Genomic DNA, 26,228 nt, shown 5'->3' with positions numbered 1-26,228 from the left:
CAAGAAAGGATGACGAAAATGACAGAAGTGATTTCAATTTTCAAACAATTTCAGCCCTATATAATTATAGCACTAATAATCGCTATAATAGCATTGTTAGTAGGTATGAGTATAATGTCAAAATCTATAAATAGGCTAGAGGCTAAATATAGAAAGTTAACAAGGGGTGTTAATAACAAAAATTTAGAAGAAGTAGTAGTAGAATATTTAGATAATATAGATTCTGTAAAATCAGATACAGAAGAGATAAAAAAACAACAAGATGAATTAAGTAAAAATTTAAAAGGATGTATTCAAAAGGTATCTGTAATGAGATATAAAGCTTTTGATGATATAGGAAGTGATTTAAGTTTTTCAATAGCATTACTAAATGACGATAATGATGGAGTAATACTTACAGGAATTTATGGTAGAGAAGATAGTACAGTTTATGCCAAACCAGTAGATAAGGGCATCTCAAGATACGATTTATCAGAAGAAGAAAAACAAGTTTTAAGGGAATCTAGTAATCAATAAATAAGTGAATATGAATAAAAAAGGGGTATGTCTTAAAAAGTCAGCCCCTTTTATGATTTTGCACTAATTTTTTTATTTATTTTGTTTAAGGCAATCTCAAAGTTGGATAGATTTCTAGTACCAATAGTTTTTAATATAGTATGATATATACCTCTAGAAATAACATCTGCAAGATGCATAACTGTATACAATCTAGTATTTTGTAAAACCATAAATTCTAAAGAACCAGATATGTTAACAATACCAGTTATACTTATGTTACCTACCTTAGGTAAATTTTTATTCATAGCAGCTCCAGGAGAGAGAGGCTTATCCTCGATGACTATATTTCCTATATTTTGTATGTTCCCAAGACATGCATCTATAGCTATAATATATGGATTTATATACTTTTGATTAATTTCTTTAAGTACTTTAGTAAGATTTTTAGCATGTACAGGATATTCCAAAGTTCCGTAGAGTATAAAATTATTTTTTACTATTGATTTGATTTTATTTCCGATAAGAGGGCCAAGGCTATCTCCAGTTGATCTATCAGTACCTATACATAAAAAAATAATAGGGCGTTTTGTTTTTAGTGTATCTTCAAGCTTTTCACATAAAATATCCCTTATTTTATATGGACATCCTATTTCCATTGAGTCTAGAATAATTTTATCTTCCATAGAGCAAACCTCCTTTTTTACATTATGTACAAAAAAGGAGGTTTATATACAAATTTACATTTTATATTATTAATTTAAATATTAGAAATTAATAATAATATCATACTAATTTTTAATGCTTTAAGTTAAATAATAATTTTAAGTACAAAGATCCAATTTAATAAAAATTATTTAGTTTAATTAAGCTTGTATTATTTTTAAAAAATTGAATATATAAGTTTAATTAAGCCAAATACTACAAACGCAATTCCTAAAAATAAGATGAACCACTTCATATATATAGATGCTTTTTTAGGATTACTATTTTTAAAAATATTAAATCCTTTATAAGCCATATAATTTAATGTTGCAAACCAAAAGATCATTCCAATTAATATAGCTAAAAGAAATATGTGATAAGCAATAATGCTTTCATTTTTCCATAAATTTATTACTGTACCACTAAGCCCAAGCCATAAGGTAGGAGTCATAGGGTTAGTAAAGGTTAATACAAATCCAGATAAAAAAGGGTGAGTTGCATATTTTTGTGAATTAGATTCACTATAATCACCTAATTTTTTTAAATCATTATATTGCATTATAACAAGTATAAATCCTGAAATAATCCAAAAAATACCTTCTGTTACTTTATTATACTGCAAAAGTTTAGCTAGACCACAGTTTATTAGAAATAAATATGTCATATCTGCGCTAATAGCTCCAAGGGATACTATAAATCCATTTTTAAAGCCTTTAGATATAGTATGATTGACAGATTCAATTGCTGCAGGTCCTAATGGAAGAGAAATTAGTATGCCTGTAGTAAAACCACTAATTAAAGCTTTTATTATGTTGAATAAGGTTCCCATGAAAATACCTCTTTGTTTTATTTTTATGTGACAATTTTACATACTATTATATTATAGCTTAATTCATTATATAATTGTATAATCATTTATAGTTTAATATTATATATTTATGGTTTATAATTTAATATTATGTTTTATAGTTTAATATTTTTGAGGAGTGTTGATATATATGAATAAAGAATTTTTTATTGGGGATATTGTTGAAATGAAAAAAGACCATCCTTGTGGAAGCAAGGAATGGGAAATTATAAGATTAGGGGCAGATATAAAAATAAAATGTTTAGGCTGTAATAGAATAGTAATGATTCCAAGAAATAAATTTGAAAAGGGAATTAAGAAAATTATAAAACAAAATAAAGCACAAGAAGAGTAAAAAAGACATTTTTCAACTTAATAGTTGAAATTATAATGAGAGAATTAAAAAAATGATTTATAAAATATTTTTATGTCAATAAGAATAAAATGTTGCTTTTTGTATACTGAAATGATAAAATTAAAAGATGTGATCCCTGCTGTGATATTTTGCAGCCGTTAGTCCAAAGGGAGGAGGTGAAATCAATGAGAAATTACGAAACATTATTTATATTAAACCCATCATTAGATGAAGAAGCTGTAAAAGCTGGCATCGAAAAGTTTAAGGGTATAATAGAAAATGGTGGAGGAGTAGTAGAAAACGTTGATGAGTGGGGTAAGAGAAAACTTGCTTATCCAATAAACAAAATCAATGAAGGATATTACACTCTAATAAATTTCAAATCTAATCCTGAATTACCAATGGAATTAGAAAGAAATTTCAGAATCACTGATGGTGTTATGAGATTCATGGTAATAAATCCTGAAAAATAGGCGGTGTTTTTATGAATAAAGTTGTTTTGATAGGTAGGCTAACTAAAGACCCAGAGTTAAGGTTTACTCCAGGAAACGGAAAAGCTGTTGCAAGCTTTACTGTAGCTGTAGATAGGAAGTTCTCTTCTAGTGGTCAAAAAGAAGCAGACTTTATTCCGATAGTAGTGTGGGGAAAGCAAGCTGAAGCCACAGCTAACTATATGAGTAAAGGTAAGCTAATAGGGGTTTCTGGAAGAATTCAAACTAGATCTTACGAAGCTAAAGATGGAACTAGAAGGTATGTTACAGAAGTAATTGCCGATGAAGTTCAATTTTTAGAGTGGGGAAATTCAAACAACAGAGGAGAAACGCCATTCGACAATACAGGTTTTAGTACTGGAAACAATAATCCATCAACTGGATTTTCTAATGACTTTAATCATACGGCGGAGTACGAAGAAGAAATTACTCCAATAGATGATGGTGATATTCCATTTTAATTTTGATAAGGTAAGGAGGGAAAGATATGGCTTTCAAGAAGAATAGAAGAAGAAGAAAGAAAGTTTGCGCTTTTTGTGCTGAAAAAAGTACTGGTATAGATTACAAAGATGTTAATAAATTAAGAAAGTACATCACAGAAAGAGGAAAGATACTTCCTAGAAGAATTTCTGGTAACTGTGCAAAGCACCAAAGAGAGTTAACTACATCAATTAAAAGAGCTAGAAATATGGCATTACTACCATTTACAACGGACTAATGGATTTAACAAGCAGTGTTTAATAACAGCACTGCTTTTTTTATTATATTTTTCTAGGCTTATATTGAAAAGGTAATATATTCTATATTATATTTATATAGTAACTTAAAATCAGTATTTTCCTAATATTTCAAATCTAAAGTTGCATATAAGGTTGAAAATAACTAAAATAGTATATATAGGTTATAGGGAGATGATATGGTGAAGAATAGTGATTTTAACATAATGTCAAATATTAAAATAATAGAGAATTTAAAAGCTGATTTATTATGCATAATAGGAGATCTATTCAAACTCCTTGCAAGAGGAAGTAATGTAGTTCAAGAATCCATTTTAGAATGTATTTCCGGGGCAATAATAGTATTATATTTACTTGCAAAGAAGTTAGGCTACAATTATGAAGAGGTAGATGAAAGTATGAAAACAAAATTAAAATTAGGTATAGCAGAAGAAGATATTATAGAAAAACAGAATAAAGATTTAAGTAAATTATATTCACATATAAGAGATAGGAGCTAATGGAGAAAGTTATGAAGGGTAAAAGCTTTAACAATAAGTCAGTATTAGAAATAATTTTATCAATTATAATTGTAGTTTTAGTTTTGGTTAACACTATGTATTTACCTTCTTTAGCTGTATTGTTTATGTGTATTTTTACTATTCCTATAACCGCAATTTATGTATTGAGAGGATATAAAAGTATTTTATCTATTCTCGTTATAGGAGCTTTTCTAGTAAGTTTAAATTATATGAGTTTAATCCCATTTTTTTACGCTTTTTCTTATGGAATTGTAGGTATTAGTCTAGGTTATTGTATTAAGAAGAAAAAGAAAAACTCAGCTAGTATAATTACAACAGCTATATTTATTGCTATCAGCAATATTAGTCAATTTATAGTATATTCTATTTTCATTTATAAAAAGACCATATCAAGTTCTATAAATGATATTGTATATGGAATCAAGAAATCCTTTACAATGACAAGAGATACTTATGTAGCTTTAAATGCTCCAAATGAGTTTATTGACGGATTAAATGAAATAATTAAGCTAATTACAATTCAAAAATTGATTGTTATTTTACCTATGATTATATTGGCTAATAGTATTATACAAGCATATATAAATTATTATTTTACTAGTAAAGTTCTTCAAAAATTAGATTGTAAAGTAGATAATATTACTAAATTCACACGAATATATATTCCTAATTTATTAGTAGCGTTTTTAATAATAGCTTTTTGTCTGGGAATAATAATAAACTCAAAGGGAATATCTATAGGAAATTACATTTCAGAAGTTACAGGGTATATTTTAAAATTTCTAATTACTTTAAATGGAATTGCTTTTTTTGCTTACATACTTAGAAATAAGCTTAAGCTGTCTAAAATAATATCTGTTATAATTCTTTTAGTGGGATTAATCATGCCTATTTTTACAGATATATATCTTGTATCTGGTATAATGGATGTAATCTTGAATTTAAGAGAATTAGACCCTAATCCAATAAGAAAAATTAAGAAGAGGGAATAATATGGAAAAAAAATATTTTATTCCAAGTGATAAATTTAATTTAGCTATAATAGGTTTTCTTATATTAGTTTTATTTATGTTTAGACATTTTTATGTTGCAAGCGCATTTTTAATTTTATATATAGTATTTTTAATTTATAATTTTAAGATATATAATAGTAAAAAAGATGAATGGGAAAAGTTTATAGAAGGTTATACATCTCAAATGGAAATTTCAACGAGAAGCGTAATTAACAGTGTACCTTTCCCATTGACTATTATTAGTGGAAAAGGTAATATACTATGGTATAATCAAAAATTTTTCAATATATTTGAAAAGGGTGAGATATTAGGTAGAAATATTAGTGAAATAATAAATGAAGTCAATATAAATAGAGTTTTTGCTAAAGATAAAAAATTATTTAATTATGTAAAAATTAGAGATAAATATTATAATATATTTGTTAACATAAAAGAAGATAGGGAAGGTATAAGTGACAAAAATAAAACAGTGTTCCTATATTTTTCGGATGTAACAAATGAAGTCAATTCTGAAATATATAGGAGTGAAAGTGAAGAAGCAATAATTCTTGTAGAAGTAGATAACTTAGATGATGTGCTTAAAACCACTTTAGAAGATAAGTCTTTACTTTTATCTGCAGAGATAGAAAGAAAGTTAAAAGCTTATGGTCAAAGTTTACATGCAATGGTTACTAAATACTCTTCAAGTAAATATATAATGGTAGTCCATAAAAAAGATATTAAAAAAGAAATGGATAAAAATTTCGATATACTGGATGAAATAAGAGAAATAAATCTAGGAAATAAGCTTACAGTTACATTGAGTATAGGGGTAGGTTTAGGAGCACAGACTCCACTTGAAAATCACAATCTTGCAATATCTGCTAAGGAATTAGCTCTTAGTAGAGGCGGAGACCAGGTAGTTGTAAAGGATAAAGATAAATTATATTTTTATGGAGGAAAAACAAAAGAAGTTGCGAAAAGAACTAAAGTAAGAGCAAGAGTTATAGGTCATGCATTGGTTAATACAATAAAAGAGAGTAGCAATGTTTTTGTAATGGGGCACACAAATCAGGATATAGACAGTATAGGAGCTTCTATGGGAATAAGTAATGTTGTAAAAGCTTTAGGTAAAGACTGCTATATAATACTTGATAAAGTAAATTGTGGTATAGAGAAAGCAGTAGAAAAAATAAAATCTGAAAATATGTATAATGGTAAATTTGTTAATAAACAAAAATGTTTAGATATATATGATAAAAATAGTTTACTGATATTAGTAGATGTGAATAGTAAAGGATACGTTCACAGCAAAGAGATTGTGGAGAAAATCAATAGAAAAGTTATAATAGACCACCATAGAAAATCAACAGATGCAGTAGAGGATACATTACTAAGTTATATAGAACCATATGCATCTTCTACTTGTGAACTTGTTACAGAAATGTTTGAATATATGTTAGAAAGTCCTAAAAAATATATAGATGCCTTAACTGCAGAAATGCTTCTAGCTGGTATTTATGTAGATACTAAAAATTTTTATTTTAAAACAGGAGTTAGGACTTTTGAGGCAGCAGCATATTTAAGGCAACTTGGAGCCGATATAATAGAAGTGAAAAGAATGTTCTCCAATGATTTAGAAACATACTTAAAAAAGGCTAAAATCATAAGTCTTGCGAATTTAGAAAAAAATATATGCATTACTGTCTGTCCACCAGAAATACAAGATAATGTTCTAGCAGCCCAAGTAGCGGATGAACTACTAAATATTACAGGTGTTCAAGTATCATTTGTTCTTGTTAAAATAAAGAAGGATGTATTTATTAGTGGCAGATCAAATGGTGATATAAATGTGCAACTTATAATGGAGTCATTAGGTGGAGGGGGACATTTAAATATTGCAGGTGCTAAATTAAATAATGTTTCAATAGATGAAGCTAAAGAAAAATTAAAAAATGCTATTAATAAATACTTAAGGGAAGGTGAGGAGTAATGAAATTAATATTATTAAAAGATGTAAAGGGACAAGGAAAAAAAGGTGATGTAATTAATGCATCTGATGGATATGCAAGAAACTTTTTAATACCAAAAGGATTAGCTGAAGAAGCAACAAATAATAATATGCATATTTTAAATAAGCAAAAAGAAAATGAGAGAAAGAAAAAATTAGAAGAAACTGAAGCAGCTCAAAAGTTAGCAGAAGAATTAAGAAATAAAGAAATAAAGATTGTTGCTAAAGCAGGAGATAATGGTAGATTATTTGGTGCAATTACTACAAAAGATATAGCAGCAGAGCTTAAAAAACAATATAAAGTAGAAGTTGACAAGAAAAAAATAGTTGGAGATACAATTAAATTACTTGGAACTTATGATATGGAAATAAAATTATATCCTGAAATATCTACAAAAATAAAAGTAATTGTAACAGAATAACGGTAGAATATAAATTTAGATAAACAGTTCTATTTTAGAATAGAATTTTACGGAGGTTTAGAATATTGAAATATTCTTTGATTAATGATAAATCCAATAACGAAATGGATAATTTTAATGAAAAAATACCGTTGAATACTCATGTAGATGCATTAGATGAGATGATGAAGAAGGTAGTAAGTGAAAAAACTATAAGATCAAGAATTATAAAATATAAACTAAACAAACATATTCATAGTAATGATATGTATAAAAAAATATATGCTATAAATAAAATAATAAGCGATGGAAAAGGAATTGAAATAGTACCAAATGAAAGTAATATAGAAGAGGCTATAGAGAATACACATAAACATCTGACTGACACTATAGCAAAAAGATATATTGAAAATAGTCTAGAAAAAGAAGTTGAACAGGCTGTTATGGAGAAACAGGAAAAATATATCGATGAAGTAAGGCTTGGAATTATAAAAAAGAAAAAAGGCTCAGAAAATGCAAAAACTCTAAAGAAATATGCCAAGCTTGAAGTATTAGATTCCAGAAGGCTTTCAAATAGTATTATGTCAATGTTAAGACCAAAAGATTTTTCAGAAATAGTTGGTCAAGATAGAGCTATAAAATCATTACTATCAAAAATAGCTTCACCATACCCTCAGCATATTATCCTTTATGGACCTCCAGGGGTTGGGAAAACTACTGCTGCAAGACTTGCACTAGAAGAGGCTAAAAAATTGAAATATACGCCTTTTCATGAAGATTCAAAGTTTGTAGAAGTAGATGGTACAACGTTAAGATGGGATCCAAGGGAGATAACAAATCCTCTTTTGGGATCAGTTCATGACCCCATATATCAAGGAAGTAAGAGAGATTTAGCTGAAATTGGTGTTCCTGAACCTAAGCCAGGGCTTGTAACAGAAGCTCATTGTGGAGTTTTATTTATAGATGAAATAGGAGAACTTGACTCAATACTTCAAAATAAATTATTAAAAGTATTAGAAGACAAGAGAGTAGAATTTTCATCATCTTATTATGATCCAGATGATGAAAATATTCCTAAGTATATTAAATATCTTTTTGAAAAGGGAGCTCCAGCAGACTTTGTTTTGATAGGCGCAACAACAAAAGAACCAAAGGATATAAATCCAGCATTAAGGTCAAGATGTACAGAAGTATATTTTGAGCCATTATCTTCTAAGGATATTCAGAATATAGTGGAAAACGCTGCAAATAATTTGAATATACAATTAGAGGAAGGTGTGTCTGAATTAATCAGTAAATATACTATAGAAGGTAGAAAAGCAGTAAATATACTTTCAGATGTATATGGATATGTGCTTTATAATAGTAATTCTAAGTCAGACAATGTAAAAATAACTATACAAGACGTTGAAGAGTTAATAGCTATAAGTAGAATTACTCAAATGGACGATGCTTCAATAGAAGAAGGATACGAAGTAGGTCATATATATGGACTTGGTGTTAGTGGTTATATTGGTTCAACCATTGAAATAGAAACTGCAGTTTTTGAAGCTAAGGAAAAGGGCAAAGGTGTTGTAAGGTTTAACGATACAGCAGGAAGTATGGCAAAAGATTCTGTATTTAATGCTGCATCGGTTATAAGAAAATTAACTGATAGAGATATAAGTGATTATGATATTCATGTAAATGCTATAGGGGGAGGGCGTATAGATGGTCCTTCAGCCGGTGCAGCTATAACTATATGTATAATAAGTGCACTTTTAAATAAACCTATAAGGCAGGATATTGCAATAACTGGAGAAATATCTTTAAGAGGTAAGATAAAACCAGTTGGAGGTATTTTCGAAAAAGTTTATGGTGCAAGAAGAAAGGGTATAAAACTTGTTGTTGTTCCTAAAGCTAATATTAAAGAAGTACCTCAAGGATTAGATGACATTGAAGTTACGGCAGTTGAGGATATTGAACAATTAATAAAAATAGTATTTGGTGATGAATAATGGAAAACCAACTTAGAAGTTTGCCTAATAATGTAGAGGCAGAACAAACAGTTCTTGGATGTATGCTTAAAGATAAGACTTCTATAGCACAGGCAGTAGAGGCATTAAATTCCGAGGATTTTTATAGAGAAGCTCATAAAATTATATATGATACTGTACTAGAACTGTATAGAAAAGATATTCCTGTTGATATGATTACTGTAATAGAGCATCTAAGGTCTACAGAGAAACTTCAAAGCGTAGGGGGAATTACCTATGTAACTGAACTTAGTAATTCTGTAGAATCGACATTAAATATTGGTACTTATGCTAAAATTGTTAAAGATAAAGCTATTTTAAGAAAGCTAATAAAAGCATCAGTTGACATAACAGAGGAGTGTTATTCTAGACAAGATGATGTTGAGGATGTTCTTGATACTGCTGAAAAAAAAATATTTGATATAGCTCAAAATAGAACTACAAGTGATTTTGAATGTATAAGTGATGTACTTGAAAGAGGTTTTGAGCAGATAGAAAAAATATTTAATAATAAAGGTCAAACTACAGGAATAGCTACTGGATTTCCAGAGTTGGATACTAAAACATCAGGTCTTCAACCGGGAGATATGATTCTTATTGCAGCGAGGCCATCTATGGGAAAAACTACTTTTGCCATGAATATTGCTCAATATTCAGCATTAAGGGAAGGAAAAAGTGTTGTTGTATTCTCTTTAGAAATGGCAAAGGAGCAGTTAGCTTATAGATTACTTTGTGCAGAAGCTAATATAGATATGCTTAAGCTTAGAACAGGTGATCTGGATGAAGGAGCTTGGGAAAGAATAGCCAAAGCTTCTGGACCTATTGCTAGTTCAAAGATATATATTGATGATACAGCTGGTATATCAGTAATGGAAATGCGTTCTAAGTGTAGAAGAATAAAAATGGAATATGGTATAGACTTAATAGTAATAGATTATCTTCAGCTTATGAGTGGAAGTAGTAGATCTGAGAGTAGACAACAAGAAGTATCTGAAATCTCAAGATCTATAAAAGCTCTTGCAAAAGAAATGCATTGTCCTGTTATAGCTTTATCTCAATTATCTCGTGCACCTGAGCAAAGAGCGGATCATAGACCAATGCTTTCTGACCTTAGAGAATCAGGTTCTATAGAGCAAGATGCGGATATTGTAATGTTCTTATATAGAGATGAATATTACAATAAGGAAACTGAAGACAAGAATGTGGCAGAATGTATAATTGCTAAGCAGAGAAATGGTCCTACAGGGACTGTGAAACTTGCTTGGCTTGGACAATACAGTAAATTTGGAAGGTTAGATGTAATACATCAGGAATAGAATATTAGTAATGAACTATTAGGTTGTAGGTTCTATTAGAGAGCATTTAGATACAGTTAATGGTGAAAAATTTTCAGATAAAAAACCTAGTAAAAGCTTAGCTTTTACTAGGTTTTTTATCTCCATTTCCTGGGTAATATTATTAATGAATATCAATTTTTCTCTTATTAGGTTTACCTTTCTCCTTTTTGGGAAGTGTAAGTTTCAAAACTCCATCATTAAACGTAGCTTCTATTTTATCTTCTTCTACATTGTCGATATAAAAGCTTCTGCTGAATTGACCATATCTTCTTTCACGTCTAACATAATTGTCTTGTTTTTCTTCTACAATGTCATCTCTTTTAGCACGAATGGATAAGTAATTATTTTCATAATCGATTTCTATAGCTTCTTTTTTTACTCCTGGTAGGTCAGCATCTACTATATAAGAAGTCTCAGTTTCTTTTACGTCCACATTAAATTCATTGTTTGCAAGAGCGCTTGGAAAAATAGAGTCATTGAATAAATCATCAAATAATCTATCTACATAATTGTCAGTTCTTTTTCTTAATCCGTTATTTCTTCTAAAAGGAACCATTTCAAACATAAAAATTACCTCCTAATAATGAAATATTTATTTTATTAAACAGTAATATTATTTACTGTTTGTACCTTCTTTATTTATATAATAGATCCAAAGTCAAAGAAAGTCAAAGTCTAAAAACTAACATAACTATAAATATAATATAAATATCTTTAGGAAATTTAATATAAATTTGAAAAATAGCTCTAAATTATAATATAAAGCTATTTTTCAATTAAAATAAATTATTTATATAAATCTTAAAAATATAAATATCTTAAAATATGATTTTATTATTATGATAAGTATAATTAAATTATTTAAAAACAATGATATTCAAAAATATATTATTTACAATAATTGATATTTAAAAGATAATATAGTAAAGTTATTAATATATTGATAATTTGCTCTTGTAGCACAGTTGGTAGTGCAGCTGATTCGTAATCAGCAGGTCGCAGGTTCAAATCCTGTCAAGAGCACCATATATAATTTTAAAATTAATAAAAAGAACTAAAATATACGTTGTAGATTTTAGTTCTTTTTTTATTAATAATATTATTATCAAATATAATGTATAAAAAAGTATAAATTAATATTATCTACAAAAATTAGACAAGATGAAAAGGTAATATATGCTTATATTAATAACTTTTATTAAATAAAAATTTATTAAAATAGTGTAAAATTATTATAAAATATTACATTAGTATATTAAGAAATATAGAAAAAAATAGATTATTTAGAAGTATATTAAAGAACATTCACTAAAAAATGGTTAAAAAAACGTTTGCAAAAAGTGGTAGTACAACCTATATTTAAGATATATGAAGAGATAAGGGGGAATTACTTTGAAGAAAATGTTTAGCATTTTAATTGCAGCGACTCTAGTTCTAGGGGTATTTGGATGTGGTAATCCTAAGGTAGATGAAAAAAAAGATGTAGCAACTAGTAAAGATACTAGTAAAGAAAATTTAAATATAACTATATCAGCTGCTGCAAGTTTAACAGAATCTTTAACAGAAATACAAAAAAAATATGAAGAAAAGACAGGAGCTAAACTTTCTATTACTTTTGATGCTTCTGGAACGCTACAAAAACAAATAGAACAAGGTGCTCCAACGGATTTATTTATATCAGCTTCCAAGAAAAATATGGATAAATTGCAAGAACAAAAATTAATAGACGATGATACAAGAAAAGATTTATTAAGAAATAAACTTGTACTAATTGTATCAGAAGAAAATAAGGATAAAGTTAAAGAACTTTCTGATTTAAAGGATATGAATGTTAAAATAGCTATTGGACAGCCAGAGTCTGTTCCAGCAGGAAAATATGGAAAAGAAGCTATGGAATATTATAAAGTTTGGGATTCCCTAAAAGGTAAAATTGTATATGGAAAGTCTGTAAAACAAGTAGGAAAATATGTAGAGAGTGGAGAAGCAGCTGCAGGTATTGTTTATAATAATGATGCTAAAGTATTAAAGAAGAGCCACATAAAACAAACTTTTGATGAAAAATCACATAAACCTATTGTTTATCCAATGGCAGTAGTTAAAAATAGCAAAAACAAAGAAGGAGCAAAGAAATTTGCAGAATATATTGCAACAAAGGAAGCACAAGATATATTTTTAAAATATGGATTTGATTCTATAACAAAATAGGACGTTATTATGATATTAGAACCAATTATTTTATCATTAAAGGTAGCTTTTATATCTACAATTTTTACATTTATATTTGGTATATTATTGGCTAGGGTATTTACTAAGTATAATTTTAGAGGTAAAGATGTCCTTGAATGTTTAATTATTATGCCAATGGTTCTTCCACCAACTATCACAGGTTATGGATTGCTTATTTTAATGAGTAGAAGAGCTTTTTTAGGCAAATTTCTGTATGAAAGCTTTGGGGTGACCCTTATATTTACTCCTATTGCGGCTTGTGTTGCGGCAACAATAGTATCATTGCCTTTAATGTATCAAAGCTCCAAAGCGGCATTTATAAATATTGATCATATCTATGAAAATGCTGCAAGAACTCTTGGGGCAACTGAATGGAAGATTTTCATAAAGATAAGTTTTCCTTTGGCTTGGCCTGGTATAGTAAGTGGAATAGTTTTATCTTTTGCGAGGGCTTTAGGGGAATTTGGAGCTACTTTAATGGTTGCGGGAAATATTCCAGGGAAAACACAAACTATTCCTACAGCTATATATTTTGCTGTAGATAATGGATATACAAAGGTTGCAAATACACTTTTAGGTGTAGTTGTGTTATTTAGTTTTGTTTTGATATTTTCCCTAAATTCATGGCTAAAAAAGAAGGATTATAAAAAGATGAACTAAATATATGTAGGTTGTTAATTTGCGTTTTACTATGAATTATTCAACAATCTAATGTAAATAAAGGCAGTAGTGTCGTGTTGGTACATGGTTACTGTCTTTATTTAATTAATTAGCTTTTAGAGTGTAAAACCAAGAGGAGTGAGTATGAATGGTTGAATTAGATATAGTTAAGAGTTTGAATTATTTTGATTTAAAATGTAAATTAGCTTTAGATAATGAAGTAGTAGCACTACAAGGCTCTTCAGGTTCAGGTAAGACAACTATTTTGGATTGTATATCAGGTATTAAAACTCCAGATAGGGGAATTATCAAAATTGACAATAAAATTGTATTTTCCTCATTAGAAAACATAAATATACCAATAAAAGATAGGTATATAGGATATTTGTTTCAAAGTTATGCACTATTTCCTCATATGACAGTAGAGGAAAATATATTATTTGGAGTAAAAAGACGAAAAGGGTATGATGAAAATTACATAAAATATATAATGGAAACATTTAAGATAGAGCATCTCAAAGATAGAAAACCCAATCAAATATCAGGAGGAGAAAAGCAGAGAGTGGCATTAGCAAGAGCTTTAGCAATAAAGCCCAATGTGCTAATGTTAGACGAGCCATTTTCGGCATTAGATAAATCCACAAAGGAAATAGTTTATAAAGAATTCCTAGAATATAAAAATAAGTTCAAGATAAGTATTATTTTGGTAACTCATGATCTTTATGAAGCAAAATTACTTGCAGATAGAGCCATAATTATTGATGATGGAATTTGTGAATAATAAATTAGTGCTAATATCTACAATGAATAAAGATATACAATCAATAATTTAATGAGTATTAGCAATACACAAGAAAATATTCTAAATATTCTGAAAATAATACTTCCGTTTATTAGAATTTTGTAGTAAAATATAATTAGAAAGAGTGCTCATAATATACTGATGATACTAGGTTAGCTTTAAATAGGTATATTAAAATCATAAGTTATTCAAAATGAATTAATATATAAAAATGCAAATACTGAAGTTGCTAAATTCAAAAGGCTAAAAATTTAAAGGTTAAACTTTTTATATGATATAATGCCTAATGTAAATAGTACTTTTTAAAAAAGTACAGTACTATTTAGGAGCTTATTGTATAAATAGGGTTCTTGTCTTCAGATGAGGTTTTAAACTTTATTTGAGGTTTAGAAGCCATTATCCAGAGATATGTACCATTTACTCTAATCTATTAAAAAGCAGAGAACTCAAATTTTTCATTTGGTGTGAATTGCTTTCACAGTGTGTATTGGAGTATTAGTAATAGTAGACATCGGATAAATAGCAACGTGTGTAAAAACATCAAGCTTATAATAGGCTTGATGTTTTTTTATGAGCTAAAAAATGAATAAAATTAGGTTGTTTTTTAAGAAAATGTTTTAAAATAAATATTTTTTTCAAATATAACCTAATAGTAAATAGCAGAATAAAAAATTTTAATAATAAAGGGGAGAAGTAAATGAAAATTCATGAGATTATTGAAGCTTCAGGGAGAAAAATAGCCAAAGTAATAGAAGAAAGTGAATATGGAATAAGATACTATCGAGAAGAAAATTGTTTAAGTAGCGATTATAGCATTGGAATAAAAGAAAAAAATCATATTTATATTAGAAATGCTGAAGGAATGCTTGTTGATAAAATAAAAATTGAGGTGTAAGTTTGTTTATGGTAAAAGTATGCTAAGATTTTTGACTATAAGTTAGTAAAGGTAAAAAAGAGTTCGGATTTGATATTATAGTAAAATGAATAATTTTAAATATGGTGAAGAATAAAGTAAAGGTATATGTAAAATATGTCTTTACTTTATTTTTTTATAAGTGGGATTATTGGATTGAAATGGTCTTTTAATTATATTTATGGTTTATGACAGATATTGTATAAATTATGCAATATAGATTACACTAATGATTATAAATTAAAAATTATTAATAGAGAAAATTATAAATATACAGAAAAAATCAAACAAATACTTTATTATTTTCAAAAGAGAAAGTATAATAGAATTTAAATCGTAATTTTATTAATATATAATAACTTGGGGCAAAGTAATTAAAAAATATAGTTAATAAAGGTAGTTTTAAGTAAATATTAATTTAAAAATATTTATTTGAAACAAATCCTAATAAATATATATAAATTTAAGGGGGCAAAAAAATGAATAAGGTAAAGATTGCATTACTGGGATTTGGAAATGTTGGAAGTGGGGTTTGGAAAATACTAAGTTCCAATGAAGAGGAAATTACAGAGAGAGCAGGTTACAAAGTAGAAGTAGCTAAGATTTTAGTTAGGGATTTAAATAAAAATAGAGGGGCAGAAGTACCAAAAAATCTTTTTACAACAAATCCAGATGAGATTTTTGAAGATGATGACATAAAAATAATAGTAGAAGTTATGGGTGGAATGGAACCTGCAAAAGATTATATGGAAAGAGCTATAAAATCCAAAAAACATGTGGTTACAGCTAATAAGTTGGCCATTGCAACAATAGGGGATGACCTTTTAAATATGGCAGATGAAGAAGGCGTAGCTCTTAGATATGAAGCTAGTGTTGCAGGAGGAATTCCAATTATTCATGGAATAGAAGAGTGCTTAACAGCCAATAAGATAAAAGAAATTGTTGGAATAATAAATGGAACAACTAATTACATTTTAACAAAAATGTATTTAGAGAATATGAGTTTTAATGATGCTTTAAAAGAAGCTCAAGAAAAAGGGTATGCAGAAGCAGATCCTACTTCAGATGTAGAAGGATATGATCCTTTATATAAGCTTAGAATTTTAACTTCATTAGCTTTTGGTGAAAGAGTTGATGTAAATTCAATATACAGAGAAGGAATCAGTAACATAGAAGCTATAGATGTAGAATATGCAAAAGAATTTGGATATGTAATAAAGCTATTAGCAATTGTAAAAGATGTAGATGATGTTCTAGAACTTAGAGTTCACCCTACAATGATTCCAGCAAGACACCCATTAGCAAATGTTAATGACTCTTTTAATGCAGTTCTAATTAAAGGAAATGCGGTTGGAGATTTAATGTTCTATGGAAGAGGAGCAGGAGATTTACCAACAGGTAGTGCTGTTGTTGGAGATGTAATATCTATATTGAGGAATAATATGGATTTAAATAAAGTTGTAGATAAACCTAATAGAGTTTCTAAAAAGAAGGTTAATAATATAGAGAACGCAGAAACTCAATATTATATAAGAACTACTGTAAAAGATGTTCCTGGTGTACTAGCTGAAATAACAACTATTTTAGGAAAAAATAATGTGAGTGTTTTATCTGTTATTCAAAAGGGAAAGGGACAAGAATATGTTACTTTAGTATTTGTTACACATAAGACTTTTGAAGGCAATATGATGAAATCTTTAGAAGAAATTAAAGAGCTTTCTAGTGTTCAAAAAATAGATAATGTAATAAGAGTTGAAAATGGTTATAAAGGATAGTTTATGTAGATAGGAAGTGGACGCTATGAATAGAATCTATTATAAAAGTACAAGAGGGAATGAAAAGAAAGTCCAATCATCAGAAGCAATTTTACAAGGAATTGCAGAGGATGGAGGATTATTTGTTCCTTGTGAAACTCCTAAAGTAGAAATTGACCTTAATAAATTATCAAAAATGAATTATAAAGAAGTTGCTTATTTTGTTATGAGTAAATTTTTTACTGATTTTACCGAAGACGAATTAAAAAGTTGTATAAATAGAGCTTATGATTCAAAATTTGATACAGAAGAAATAGCTCCATTAACAAAGGTAAATGATGAATTTTTCTTAGAATTGTATCATGGACCTACTCTCGCATTTAAAGATATGGCTCTTTCAATATTGCCACATTTAATGACAACTTCAGCTAAAAAATTGAATTTAAATAAAGAGATTGTTATACTTACCGCTACTTCAGGAGATACTGGCAAAGCAGCATTAGAAGGTTTTACAAATATTGATGGGATTAAGATTGTAGTATTTTTCCCAGAACAAGGAGTTAGCCAAGTTCAAAAATATCAGATGGTTACTCATAAAGGTAATAATACTTATGTAGTGGCAATTAAGGGTAACTTTGATGATGCTCAAAGTGGAGTAAAAGAGATATTTGCAGACAATGAATTTAAAGAGATTTTAGAGAAAAATCAGTATATGTTTTCTTCAGCAAACTCTATAAATATAGGTAGGCTTATTCCTCAAATAGTATATTATTTTTATGCATATATAAATTTATATAAAAATAATGAGATAAAAGAGAAGGAAGACATAAATGTAGTTGTTCCAACAGGTAACTTTGGTAATATTCTTGCAGCTTATTATGCAAAACAGATGGGACTTCCAATAAATAAGCTTTTATGTGCTTCTAATGATAATAAAGTATTGCATGATTTTATAGATACCGGTATTTATGATAAAAACAGGGAATTTATAACTACAATATCTCCTTCAATGGATATACTAATTTCAAGTAATTTGGAGAGATTATTATATTCCTTAAGTAGAGGAAATTCCTTAGAAATAAATAAATTAATGAAAGAATTAAAGCAGAATGGAAAATATAAAATTGAGGAAGATATGAAAAAATCTTTTCAAGATTTTTATGGAAACCATGCTTCAGAAAAAGAAACAAAAGATGCTATAAGAAAGGTATATGAGGAAAGCAAGTATCTTATAGACACTCATACTGCCGTTGCTTATGTAGTAAATGAAAAATATAAAAAACAACAAAAAGATTTAAGAAAAACAGTCATTGTATCTACAGCAAGCCCATATAAATTTACTAATTCTGTTATGAATTCTATAGATGATTGTTATAGTGACTTAGATGATTTTACTTTATTAGAAAAGATGAGTGAGCTATTAAATGAAGAAATCCCAAAGAATATAAAGGATTTAAACAAGAGGGAAGTTATCCATACTGTAATTTGTGAAAAAAATGAGATGGATAATTGTATAAAAAAATTATTAGAAATAAAATAAGATTATGTTTTGATAAATTATTAAATTGATGTAATTTCAAAAGTAACATTTTTTAAAAGCATTGCTTAAAATTTAATGTGTTAGTCAGGAGATTAGTTATTACTGGCTAACACATTAAAGTATATTTTAATATATTATCTTAAGTTTAGTTGTTTTAAATTATAATTATATTGATTAACTTTTCTATTTTTATATATAATTGCATTTTTAGGACAAAAATTAATACAACGAGTACAAAGAACGCAGTTATTTTTAAAAATTATTTTATCATCTATTAATTCAATATTATTAGTAGGACAATTTCTTATACATTGAGTACATTTTGTGCAATTAGAATTTACTGAAAAATTTTTACTTTTATGTTTAGCAGATTTACAGAAATAGTAACTTACTTTTTCACACATAAAGCCTATCAATGGATTTATTTTTTCTATATTATAAATATTATCTAAAAAATCTTGAACCATAAGTCCAATTTTTTCAAAGTTCCATTTAGAATAAATACTATATTTATCTTTATCAGTAGGGTTGAAAAGCCCTATTAAATAGTTATTAGGCATCTGAAACGTTTTAGTAGTTACTACAGAGAGATGTTTTTTCTTAAGAATTTTTTCAAGAGATTTAAAACTAGTAGCTATGGCAGCACTTCCTGTACAAAATAAAATACAGTTTGCCCCATGATTTAGTGTAGGTACATTTTTTTTAATCCAATTAATAAAAAATAATGGACTATATTCGTAATACTTAGGGCTTCCAAAAATAAAAAATTCATAATTATACCAATTGATGGGCGCTTTGCTCTCTATTGAATAAAGCGTAATATTATGACCTCTTTTACTAAATTCTTTTTTTATACATTCAGCAATAAATTTACTATTGCCAGTTCCACTAAAATAAACAAGTAATCCTTCCAATAACATTTCATCCTTAAAAAGTGCTATAGTTAATGATATTCTTTAAACTGCATTAAAATTCGAAATCCTATTGTTTAATAGATTAATATTTTGTTAATTAGAGAAAATGAATAATTAAAAACTTATATTAATCTATATGTTGTAACAATTATACAAGTTTTTAATTATAAAGTTAAATAATATAAGCGAAAATAAATAGTATATTGTTTATTTTCGCTTATATTATTTATATGTTTATTTATTTATTTTGTCCTGCTCTAAAAAATATAATAAAAGATCCGTTCTTTTCTTTGTTATATCGTCTATTGCTTCTTGTGACCACTTATAGTTTCCTTCACCACTCTTAGTTCCACATTTTTCAGCATCTACTTTTTGTTTTAAGTATTGAGATGCTTCAGTAGAATTACATAAATCTTTGAATAGGTAAGTAGAGATATTATAGAATATGTCAAGTCCACCAAGGTCTGCACTTTTTAATGGTCCAGTAGCAGGAAGACGACGACCTAACCCATATTCTACAGCCTTGTCCACCTCTTCTGGATCAGCCCAGCCTTGTTCAACTATATATATAGCTTCTCTTAAAAGAGCTAATTGCAAACGATTTCCTATAAAGCCTAAGCATTCTTTATTCATTTTAACAGGTTGTTTATTTATTTGTTTTACCCAAGCCATGGTTCTTTCAACTGTTTCAGTAGAGGTCTTTTCTCCTGGAACAACTTCAACTAGGGGAATTAATTCAGCGGGACACCAAAAATGAGCTACAACAACTCTCTCAGGATGTTCAAGATCTTGAGAAATAGCGGATGGGCTTAAACCGGAAGTATTAGTAGCAAGGATAACTTCTGGTGAACACAACTTATCAAGTTTTCCAAATAAGTCTTGTTTTATAGGCAATTTTTCAGCAACACATTCAACTATCATTTCAGCATTTTCAATAACCTTTTCTAAGTTATTTGTTAAGCTTATTTTAGACATTACTCTTTCATAATCTTCCTCAGTTATTTTTCCATTAGATAGAAGCAATTTTAAACTCTTTTTTATATTTTCAAAACCATTATTAAGATTTTGTTCTGAAATATCAAACATACTTACTTGAAGACCAGCTTCTGCACAAAGTTGTGCAATACCATGTCCCATTGTACCAGCACCGATAATAGCAACTTTTTTAATTTCCATATCTACCTGGATTATATAGTAATATAACCCAGAATACACCTCCCTTAAGTATATTATTAGTTAATCGGATAACAAATAAATAGTTAAATTAAGTCAAATTATATAATAATTATAGTATATATGTAATTATTAGTAAATACATATCGTTAAAATATTATTGAAAAGTTATAAAATCAATTTAAAAACATGATTTACATTTAAAGTAATAAATTATATATTTTCTAAAAAAAAACATAAAAGTATAGATTTAAAGGGCAATATGATATATAATTATGGTATAAAAGGTTTACAAGGAAATATTATGAAAATTTTTTAACATAAAAATGCATATATATTCGGAATATTCTTTAATGGATTGATAAAAACAAAACAATTATTTAAACGTATACATAAATATATATGAACAAATAAAGATATTTATGTTAAATAATTAACCAATGATTATATTATTTTTATAATAAATTAAAAGGAGTTGAAGATATGTTTAAAAAATTTTCACAGGGTTGTGTATCTCTTGTTCAAAAGTACTTACCTGACCCATTTATATTCGCAATCATATTAACTTTTTTTGTATTTCTAATAGGAATACCAATAACTCATCAAGGTCCACTTGGGATGATTCTTGGATGGGGAAAAGGGTTTTGGAAATTATTAGGGTTTTCAATGCAAATGGCATTAGTCCTTGTTACTGGACATACCTTAGCTAATGCTCCCTCATTTAAAAGAGGACTTCAAAATTTAGCAAGTAAGCCTAAAGGCCCAGCACAAGCAATTATATTAGTGACTGTTATATCTACTATAGCTTGTTGGATAAACTGGGGATTTGGACTTGTTATAGGAGCTATTTTTGCAAAAGAAATAGCTAAAAAAGTTAAAGGTGTTGATTACAGGTTATTAATAGCTTCTGCATATTCAGGATTCTTAGTATGGCATGCAGGACTTTCAGCATCTATTCCTCTTACTGTAGCTACAGGAGGAAAAGATGTAGAAGTTGCAACAGCAGGGGTTATAAAGACAGCTATACCAACAAGTCAAACTTTATTTTCAAGATATAATTTAGTAATTATAATAGCATTATTAATAATTCTTCCTTTATTAAATAAAGCTATGATGCCTAAAGAAGAGGACACTGTAGTTATAGATCCTAAATTATTAATAGATGAAAATGATGATGAAGCAGCAGCTGTAGTTGCTAAAGCAGATATGACTCCAGCTGATAGACTTGAAAACAGTAGAATAATATCAATGCTTACAGGATTAATGGGAATAATTTATATAATTTATTATTTTGCTACAAAAGGATTTAATTTAAATCTAGATATAGTTAATTTTATATTCTTGTTTTTAGCAATAATTTTACATGGAACTCCAAAGAGATTTATAAAGGCTATAGGCGAAGCTACTAAAGGTGCAGCTGGAATTATCCTTCAATTTCCATTCTATGCTGGAATTATGGGAATGATGACTTGTAAAGGCCCTACTGGAGTTTCACTTGCTGGAGCAATGTCAACTGGATTTGTTGCAATATCGAATAAAACAACTTTCCCACTATTTACATTTTTAAGCGCAGGGCTTGTTAACTTCTTCGTACCATCAGGTGGTGGACAATGGGCTGTTCAAGCTCCTATAATGATGCCAGCAGCGCAAGCTTTAGGAGTACCATTAGGGAAAACAGCGATGGCTATTGCTTGGGGAGATGCATGGACGAATATGATTCAACCATTCTGGGCATTACCAGCGCTAGGTATTGCAGGACTTAACGCAAAAGACATTATGGGATTCTGTTTAGTTGACCTATTATGTTCTGGGGTTATAATAGCATTAGGAATTGTATTGATATAAAGATATTGAGATAATAAAAAGGATGAATTCTAATTTCATCCTTTTTATTATTTTTATATTAAGTTTACAAATACATATAGTTATTACAATAGATATAAAAATATTTACATTTTAAAATTGATTTACATCAATATTATAATAAACTGATAACTGTACAAGAGCGCATCCTTCTATAGCAACTATTCCATTAGCTTTACAATAATCTAGTATTTCCTCACTTTCTGCTCCAGGTTGAACAAGTACTTTATCTATATTAAGTTCCTTAGATTCTTTAAGTATACCTATTCCTAAAGAAGGAGTTATACATAAATCTATTACATCAATTTTATAAGGTACATCACTTAATGATTTATAAACATTTTCTGATTCGTCTAATGGATGTACTCCTGACACATTAAATTTAGCTGCATCTAGAGATTTTAAAATTTTATATGCATATTTTGATGTATCAGAAACTTTTCCTACAACAACCCAATTTTCATAATCAAAAAACTTTCTTATGTTCACAATAAAGCCTCCTTATAATAAATAACTAGTATTATGAATATGCAACTTTTTAAAACAAAAAGTATGATTTACAATAATATTAATTATAAACCTATATATTAAATTAAAAAGTAATAAAAGAAAATACTAAGCTTATTATATTAGTATATAATTTATTATATTATAATACATAGTCAAAATATAGAAAAGACAAATTTTAGTTTATATAGAGTAAGTTTATTTGAAAACATAAAATGATATAATTATTAGTAAGATTGGGAGGTATAATAGATGAAAGAAAAGATAATAGAGTTGCTAAAACAAAATAAAAATAATTTCATTTCTGGTCAAAAGATAAGCGAAAGTCTTGGAGTTAGTAGGGCTGCCATATGGAAATATATAAATTCAATAAAAGAGGATGGCTACGAAATAGAATCTGTATCTAGAAAAGGATATAAACTTGTAGCTTCACCTGATTTACTTACTTTTGAAGAAATAAAAGATACTCTTAATACCAAATATATAGGGAGAAATATTGTTCATTTAGAATCTGTTGATTCTACTAATAATGAAGCAAAAAAACTTGCTAATAAAGATGTGATAGAGGGAACTGTTGTTATTGCAGAAGAACAAACCATGGGAAAAGGAAGATTAGGAAGAAATTGGGTATCACCTAAATATAAGGGAGTATGGATGTCTATTATATTAACACCAGATATAAATCCTATGAATGTTCCAAAGGTTACTCAAGTAGCAGCAGCTTCAGTTATTATGGGATTCAAGAAAAATGGAATTGAGGCTTTTGTAAAATGGCCTAATGATATAGTTATAAATGGCAAAAAAGTATGTGGTATATTAACAGAAATGAGTGGAGAAATAAATAAGGTTAATTATGTTGTAATAGGAATAGGTATAAATGTAAATATAAATGAAGAAGAGTTTCCTAAAGAAGTAAGTGCTGTAGCTTCTTCCTTAAAAATACAAAGTGGTAAAACAATAAGTAGGAAAGAAGTGGTGAGTAGTACATTAAATTATTTTGAGGAATTATATGAAGAATTTATTACCAAAGAAAATATAGATACATCCATTAAGATTTGTAAAGAAAACTCAATATTATTAGGTAAAGAAATTAAGGTGATAGAAAGAAATAAAAAACTCCTGGCAAAGGCATTGGACCTAAGTGATGAAGGAAGACTAATTGTTCAATATAGTAATGGGAAAGTAGAAGAGATAATGTCTGGCGAGGTTTCAGTAAGAGGCATAAATGGATATGTTTAAAATATAGTATTAGTTACTAAAAGATGTATTATGAGAATTTATTTGTATTTATTTAAAATGGATATAAGAGTTTAAAAATAAGGAGGGGTAATATGTTTGGTGTAATTGATAGGTTTGAGGGGGATTTTGCTGTGATTGAGTTGGATGATGGAAAAATAATTAATGTGAAAAGAAATATGCTTCCTAAAGAAATGAAAGAAGGATATGTACTTAATATGGATGAAAAAATTACTTTTAATAATGAAGAAACTAAAAAAAGAAAAGAGGAAATAGAAAAAATGATGGCAGATCTCTTTGAAAGTTAGCCATAATATGTTAGAGAATAATGTTGCTTAGCAACATTATTCTCTAATCTGTCCTTCACCATAAATTATGTATTTTGTAGTCGTAAGTTCCTTTAATCCCATAGGACCTCTTGCATGAAGTTTTTGAGTACTTATACCTATTTCTGCTCCAAATCCAAATTCACTTCCATCTGTAAAACGAGTTGAGGCATTGATATATACAGCAGCAGCATCTACTTCGTTTAAAAATCGTTCAGAATTTTTATAGTCATTAGTAAGTATAGCTTCTGAGTGTTTAGTTCCGTATTTATAAATATGTTCAAGAGCTTCATCTATATTGTTTACGACTTTTGTTGCTAATATTAAATCAAGATATTCTGTAGAAAAATCTTCTTCACTAGCTGATTTTGCAGAACTAATGATGCTCTGTGTCATAGGACATCCTCTTAATTCTACGCTTAAAGGAATTAGTTTTTCTGCTAGCTTAGGAAGAAATTCTTTTGCTATATTTTTATGGACAAGCAGATTTTCCATTGCATTACATACAGCAGGTCTTTGTGTTTTAGCGTTTATTATAATGTCTATAGAATTATCTATGTTAGCAGTTTCGTCTACAAATATGTGACAATTTCCAACACCTGTTTCTATAACTGGAACAGTAGCGTTTTTAACTACAGCATTTATAAGACCAGCTCCACCTCTTGGAATAAGAACATCTATGTAACCATTCAATTTCATCATTGTATTTGCAGCTTCTCTGTCTGTTATTTCAATAAGATTTATAGAACCTTTAGGAAGACCTGCTTCTTCCGCAGCTTGTGAAATTGTTTTAGCTATAGCTTTGTTAGAGCTTATAGCTTCAGATCCGCCTCTTAATATTACTGAGTTGCCTGATTTTATACAAAGGCCAGCAGCATCAACAGTAACGTTTGGTCTTGCTTCATATATTATTCCAATAACTCCTAAGGGAACTCTAATTTGACCTATTTTAAGATTATTTGGACGTTTCCACATAGTAAGAACTTCACCTATAGGATCATCAAGATAAGATATTTCTCTTAGTCCTTCAGCCATAGAGTTTATTCTTTTTTTATCAAGCATAAGTCTATCAAGCATAGCTTTTGAAAGACCCTTCGCTTCTCCGTTTTTCATATCAAGCATATTAGCTTTTAATATTTCATCAGTATTTTCTATCAATGCATTTGCCATTGCAACTAAAGCATTATTTTTAGTTATAGTATCTATAATAGATAATTTTCTTGCAGCTTCTTTTGCTAAAGAGGCTTTTTCAATAACATATTGTTCTTGATTCATTTTAAATCCTCCTCTTCATATTTCAATATATTACTAGATATATTTATTGTTTATTTAACTTATAATTTGTATTTTAAATATTCAAGTTTATGTTTAATAGCATGAATATATTGAGTTATATTAAATTAATAG

At 28.1% G+C, this 26,228-nt stretch carries 27 protein-coding genes and 1 tRNA gene; 21 read left to right on the top strand and 7 right to left on the bottom strand.

Features of this window, described 5'->3' with window-relative positions; all coding sequences use genetic code 11:
• Positions 1 to 18 precede the first annotated feature (18 nt).
• A complete protein-coding gene (locus tag OW729_RS06215; protein ID WP_268060607.1) occupies positions 19 to 516 on the top strand; it encodes a DUF4446 family protein in 498 nt (165 codons plus the stop codon).
• 50 nt (positions 517 to 566) lie between these two features.
• Here OW729_RS06215 and yyaC read toward each other — a convergent pair whose 3' ends face one another.
• Together yyaC and OW729_RS06205 are read right to left on the bottom strand one after the other, a co-directional pair.
• Positions 567 to 1,181: a spore protease YyaC gene (gene yyaC / locus OW729_RS06210; protein ID WP_268060606.1), complete on the bottom strand. Its 615-nt coding sequence runs from the start codon at positions 1,179 to 1,181 to the stop codon at positions 567 to 569.
• Between the two features lie 197 nt (positions 1,182 to 1,378).
• Positions 1,379 to 2,029 carry a LysE family translocator gene (locus OW729_RS06205; RefSeq protein WP_268060605.1) on the bottom strand — a complete coding sequence of 217 codons (651 nt, stop codon included), beginning with the start codon at positions 2,027 to 2,029 and terminating at the stop codon, positions 1,379 to 1,381.
• 169 nt (positions 2,030 to 2,198) lie between these two features.
• On the opposite strand from OW729_RS06205, the gene OW729_RS06200 reads away from it, so the two are divergent.
• The 10 genes from OW729_RS06200 to OW729_RS06155 all read left to right on the top strand — a co-directional run bounded on the left by OW729_RS06200 (position 2,199) and on the right by OW729_RS06155 (position 10,886).
• Positions 2,199 to 2,402, top strand: coding sequence for a DUF951 domain-containing protein (locus OW729_RS06200; protein ID WP_268060604.1), 204 nt, complete (start codon positions 2,199 to 2,201; stop codon positions 2,400 to 2,402).
• A 185-nt stretch (positions 2,403 to 2,587) separates the two neighbouring features.
• Positions 2,588 to 2,875 carry a 30S ribosomal protein S6 gene (rpsF, locus tag OW729_RS06195; protein WP_268060603.1) on the top strand — a complete coding sequence of 96 codons (288 nt, stop codon included), beginning with the start codon at positions 2,588 to 2,590 and terminating at the stop codon, positions 2,873 to 2,875.
• Positions 2,876 to 2,886: 11 nt separating this feature from the next.
• Positions 2,887 to 3,354: a single-stranded DNA-binding protein gene (locus tag OW729_RS06190; protein ID WP_268060602.1), complete on the top strand. Its 468-nt coding sequence runs from the start codon at positions 2,887 to 2,889 to the stop codon at positions 3,352 to 3,354.
• A gap of 26 nt (positions 3,355 to 3,380) precedes the next feature.
• Entirely contained in the window at positions 3,381 to 3,611 is a 231-nt protein-coding gene (gene rpsR / locus OW729_RS06185; protein ID WP_268060601.1) for a 30S ribosomal protein S18, read from the top strand.
• Positions 3,612 to 3,812: 201 nt separating this feature from the next.
• The gene (locus OW729_RS06180; protein ID WP_268060600.1) at positions 3,813 to 4,130 is read left to right on the top strand and encodes a MazG-like family protein; all 318 of its coding nucleotides are present in this window, start codon (positions 3,813 to 3,815) and stop codon (positions 4,128 to 4,130) included.
• Positions 4,130 to 5,143 (top strand): DUF2232 domain-containing protein, encoded by a 1,014-nt coding sequence (locus OW729_RS06175; RefSeq protein ID WP_268060598.1) that lies wholly within the window; start codon positions 4,130 to 4,132, stop codon positions 5,141 to 5,143. Before OW729_RS06180 ends, OW729_RS06175 begins: the two co-directional genes overlap by 1 nt.
• A 1-nt stretch (position 5,144) precedes the next feature.
• Complete coding sequence (locus tag OW729_RS06170) at positions 5,145 to 7,136, top strand: DHH family phosphoesterase (RefSeq protein ID WP_268060597.1); 1,992 nt, start codon at positions 5,145 to 5,147, stop codon at positions 7,134 to 7,136.
• Entirely contained in the window at positions 7,136 to 7,576 is a 441-nt protein-coding gene (rplI, locus tag OW729_RS06165) for a 50S ribosomal protein L9 (protein WP_268060596.1), read from the top strand. The genes OW729_RS06170 and rplI overlap by 1 nt, the downstream gene beginning before the upstream one ends.
• 104 nt (positions 7,577 to 7,680) lie before the next feature.
• A complete protein-coding gene (lonC, locus tag OW729_RS06160; RefSeq protein ID WP_268060631.1) occupies positions 7,681 to 9,552 on the top strand; it encodes a Lon family ATP-dependent protease in 1,872 nt (623 codons plus the stop codon).
• A complete protein-coding gene (locus OW729_RS06155) occupies positions 9,552 to 10,886 on the top strand; it encodes a replicative DNA helicase (RefSeq protein ID WP_268060595.1) in 1,335 nt (444 codons plus the stop codon). The genes lonC and OW729_RS06155 overlap by 1 nt, the downstream gene beginning before the upstream one ends.
• 142 nt (positions 10,887 to 11,028) lie before the next feature.
• Here the strand turns inward: OW729_RS06155 and hsp18 are convergent, their stop codons facing one another.
• Positions 11,029 to 11,472, bottom strand: a complete 444-nt coding sequence (hsp18, locus tag OW729_RS06150) for a heat shock protein Hsp18 (RefSeq protein WP_268060594.1) — start codon at positions 11,470 to 11,472, stop codon at positions 11,029 to 11,031.
• A 385-nt stretch (positions 11,473 to 11,857) separates the two neighbouring features.
• Here hsp18 and OW729_RS06145 point away from each other — a divergent pair.
• From OW729_RS06145 to thrC, 7 genes are all read left to right on the top strand, one after another.
• A tRNA-Thr gene (locus OW729_RS06145) sits at positions 11,858 to 11,933 on the top strand.
• A 366-nt stretch (positions 11,934 to 12,299) separates the two neighbouring features.
• Entirely contained in the window at positions 12,300 to 13,112 is an 813-nt protein-coding gene (gene modA, locus OW729_RS06140) for a molybdate ABC transporter substrate-binding protein (RefSeq protein ID WP_268060593.1), read from the top strand.
• Positions 13,113 to 13,121: 9 nt separating this feature from the next.
• The gene (gene modB, locus OW729_RS06135; protein ID WP_268060592.1) at positions 13,122 to 13,793 is read left to right on the top strand and encodes a molybdate ABC transporter permease subunit; all 672 of its coding nucleotides are present in this window, start codon (positions 13,122 to 13,124) and stop codon (positions 13,791 to 13,793) included.
• Positions 13,794 to 13,941: 148 nt separating this feature from the next.
• Positions 13,942 to 14,574: an ATP-binding cassette domain-containing protein gene (locus OW729_RS06130; protein ID WP_268060590.1), complete on the top strand. Its 633-nt coding sequence runs from the start codon at positions 13,942 to 13,944 to the stop codon at positions 14,572 to 14,574.
• A gap of 718 nt (positions 14,575 to 15,292) precedes the next feature.
• Positions 15,293 to 15,490 (top strand): hypothetical protein, encoded by a 198-nt coding sequence (locus OW729_RS06125; RefSeq protein WP_268060589.1) that lies wholly within the window; start codon positions 15,293 to 15,295, stop codon positions 15,488 to 15,490.
• Between the two features lie 497 nt (positions 15,491 to 15,987).
• Positions 15,988 to 17,283 (top strand): homoserine dehydrogenase, encoded by a 1,296-nt coding sequence (locus tag OW729_RS06120; protein WP_268060588.1) that lies wholly within the window; start codon positions 15,988 to 15,990, stop codon positions 17,281 to 17,283.
• 25 nt (positions 17,284 to 17,308) lie between these two features.
• The gene (thrC, locus tag OW729_RS06115) at positions 17,309 to 18,802 is read left to right on the top strand and encodes a threonine synthase (protein ID WP_268060587.1); all 1,494 of its coding nucleotides are present in this window, start codon (positions 17,309 to 17,311) and stop codon (positions 18,800 to 18,802) included.
• A 134-nt stretch (positions 18,803 to 18,936) separates the two neighbouring features.
• On the opposite strand, the gene OW729_RS06110 is transcribed toward thrC, so the two are convergent.
• On the bottom strand, positions 18,937 to 19,716 hold the full coding sequence (locus OW729_RS06110) for an EFR1 family ferrodoxin (protein WP_268060586.1): 780 nt from the start codon (positions 19,714 to 19,716) through the stop codon (positions 18,937 to 18,939).
• A 234-nt stretch (positions 19,717 to 19,950) separates the two neighbouring features.
• On the bottom strand, positions 19,951 to 20,892 hold the full coding sequence (locus OW729_RS06105; protein WP_268060585.1) for a 3-hydroxyacyl-CoA dehydrogenase family protein: 942 nt from the start codon (positions 20,890 to 20,892) through the stop codon (positions 19,951 to 19,953).
• Positions 20,893 to 21,372: 480 nt separating this feature from the next.
• Here OW729_RS06105 and OW729_RS06100 point away from each other — a divergent pair, with 480 nt between their 5' ends.
• Positions 21,373 to 22,734 carry a TIGR00366 family protein gene (locus OW729_RS06100; protein WP_268060584.1) on the top strand — a complete coding sequence of 454 codons (1,362 nt, stop codon included), beginning with the start codon at positions 21,373 to 21,375 and terminating at the stop codon, positions 22,732 to 22,734.
• A 111-nt stretch (positions 22,735 to 22,845) separates the two neighbouring features.
• On the opposite strand, the gene OW729_RS06095 is transcribed toward OW729_RS06100, so the two are convergent.
• Positions 22,846 to 23,241 carry a CoA-binding protein gene (locus OW729_RS06095; RefSeq protein WP_268060583.1) on the bottom strand — a complete coding sequence of 132 codons (396 nt, stop codon included), beginning with the start codon at positions 23,239 to 23,241 and terminating at the stop codon, positions 22,846 to 22,848.
• 270 nt (positions 23,242 to 23,511) lie between these two features.
• Here OW729_RS06095 and OW729_RS06090 point away from each other — a divergent pair, with 270 nt between their 5' ends.
• Together OW729_RS06090 and OW729_RS06085 are read left to right on the top strand one after the other, a co-directional pair.
• Positions 23,512 to 24,498, top strand: coding sequence for a biotin--[acetyl-CoA-carboxylase] ligase (locus OW729_RS06090; protein WP_268060582.1), 987 nt, complete (start codon positions 23,512 to 23,514; stop codon positions 24,496 to 24,498).
• A gap of 92 nt (positions 24,499 to 24,590) precedes the next feature.
• Positions 24,591 to 24,803 (top strand): DUF3006 domain-containing protein, encoded by a 213-nt coding sequence (locus OW729_RS06085; RefSeq protein ID WP_268060581.1) that lies wholly within the window; start codon positions 24,591 to 24,593, stop codon positions 24,801 to 24,803.
• A 36-nt stretch (positions 24,804 to 24,839) separates the two neighbouring features.
• On the opposite strand, the gene OW729_RS06080 is transcribed toward OW729_RS06085, so the two are convergent.
• On the bottom strand, positions 24,840 to 26,096 hold the full coding sequence (locus tag OW729_RS06080; RefSeq protein ID WP_268060580.1) for a glutamate-5-semialdehyde dehydrogenase: 1,257 nt from the start codon (positions 26,094 to 26,096) through the stop codon (positions 24,840 to 24,842).
• Positions 26,097 to 26,228 lie beyond the last annotated feature (132 nt).

Origin of the sequence: Clostridium brassicae (assembly GCF_026738875.1) — a bacterium.
Lineage (GTDB): Bacteria > Bacillota > Clostridia > Clostridiales > Clostridiaceae > Clostridium_H > Clostridium_H brassicae.
This window is presented reverse-complemented; position numbering and strand designations above follow the sequence as displayed.

What these genes read in the sequence shown, in the direction of transcription:
- OW729_RS06215 (WP_268060607.1), top strand. Translation starts at nt 19, where the DNA reads ATGACAGAAGTGATTTCAATTTTCAAACAATTTCAGCCCTATATAATT.
- yyaC (WP_268060606.1), bottom strand. Translation starts at nt 1,181, where the DNA reads ATGGAAGATAAAATTATTCTAGACTCAATGGAAATAGGATGTCCATAT.
- OW729_RS06205 (WP_268060605.1), bottom strand. Translation starts at nt 2,029, where the DNA reads ATGGGAACCTTATTCAACATAATAAAAGCTTTAATTAGTGGTTTTACT.
- OW729_RS06200 (WP_268060604.1), top strand. Translation starts at nt 2,199, where the DNA reads ATGAATAAAGAATTTTTTATTGGGGATATTGTTGAAATGAAAAAAGAC.
- rpsF (WP_268060603.1), top strand. Translation starts at nt 2,588, where the DNA reads ATGAGAAATTACGAAACATTATTTATATTAAACCCATCATTAGATGAA.
- OW729_RS06190 (WP_268060602.1), top strand. Translation starts at nt 2,887, where the DNA reads ATGAATAAAGTTGTTTTGATAGGTAGGCTAACTAAAGACCCAGAGTTA.
- rpsR (WP_268060601.1), top strand. Translation starts at nt 3,381, where the DNA reads ATGGCTTTCAAGAAGAATAGAAGAAGAAGAAAGAAAGTTTGCGCTTTT.
- OW729_RS06175 (WP_268060598.1), top strand. Translation starts at nt 4,130, where the DNA reads ATGGAGAAAGTTATGAAGGGTAAAAGCTTTAACAATAAGTCAGTATTA.
- OW729_RS06170 (WP_268060597.1), top strand. Translation starts at nt 5,145, where the DNA reads ATGGAAAAAAAATATTTTATTCCAAGTGATAAATTTAATTTAGCTATA.
- rplI (WP_268060596.1), top strand. Translation starts at nt 7,136, where the DNA reads ATGAAATTAATATTATTAAAAGATGTAAAGGGACAAGGAAAAAAAGGT.
- lonC (WP_268060631.1), top strand. Translation starts at nt 7,681, where the DNA reads ATGGATAATTTTAATGAAAAAATACCGTTGAATACTCATGTAGATGCA.
- OW729_RS06155 (WP_268060595.1), top strand. Translation starts at nt 9,552, where the DNA reads ATGGAAAACCAACTTAGAAGTTTGCCTAATAATGTAGAGGCAGAACAA.
- hsp18 (WP_268060594.1), bottom strand. Translation starts at nt 11,472, where the DNA reads ATGTTTGAAATGGTTCCTTTTAGAAGAAATAACGGATTAAGAAAAAGA.
- modB (WP_268060592.1), top strand. Translation starts at nt 13,122, where the DNA reads ATGATATTAGAACCAATTATTTTATCATTAAAGGTAGCTTTTATATCT.
- OW729_RS06130 (WP_268060590.1), top strand. Translation starts at nt 13,942, where the DNA reads ATGGTTGAATTAGATATAGTTAAGAGTTTGAATTATTTTGATTTAAAA.
- OW729_RS06125 (WP_268060589.1), top strand. Translation starts at nt 15,293, where the DNA reads ATGAAAATTCATGAGATTATTGAAGCTTCAGGGAGAAAAATAGCCAAA.
- OW729_RS06120 (WP_268060588.1), top strand. Translation starts at nt 15,988, where the DNA reads ATGAATAAGGTAAAGATTGCATTACTGGGATTTGGAAATGTTGGAAGT.
- thrC (WP_268060587.1), top strand. Translation starts at nt 17,309, where the DNA reads ATGAATAGAATCTATTATAAAAGTACAAGAGGGAATGAAAAGAAAGTC.
- OW729_RS06105 (WP_268060585.1), bottom strand. Translation starts at nt 20,892, where the DNA reads ATGGAAATTAAAAAAGTTGCTATTATCGGTGCTGGTACAATGGGACAT.
- OW729_RS06100 (WP_268060584.1), top strand. Translation starts at nt 21,373, where the DNA reads ATGTTTAAAAAATTTTCACAGGGTTGTGTATCTCTTGTTCAAAAGTAC.
- OW729_RS06090 (WP_268060582.1), top strand. Translation starts at nt 23,512, where the DNA reads ATGAAAGAAAAGATAATAGAGTTGCTAAAACAAAATAAAAATAATTTC.
- OW729_RS06085 (WP_268060581.1), top strand. Translation starts at nt 24,591, where the DNA reads ATGTTTGGTGTAATTGATAGGTTTGAGGGGGATTTTGCTGTGATTGAG.
- OW729_RS06080 (WP_268060580.1), bottom strand. Translation starts at nt 26,096, where the DNA reads ATGAATCAAGAACAATATGTTATTGAAAAAGCCTCTTTAGCAAAAGAA.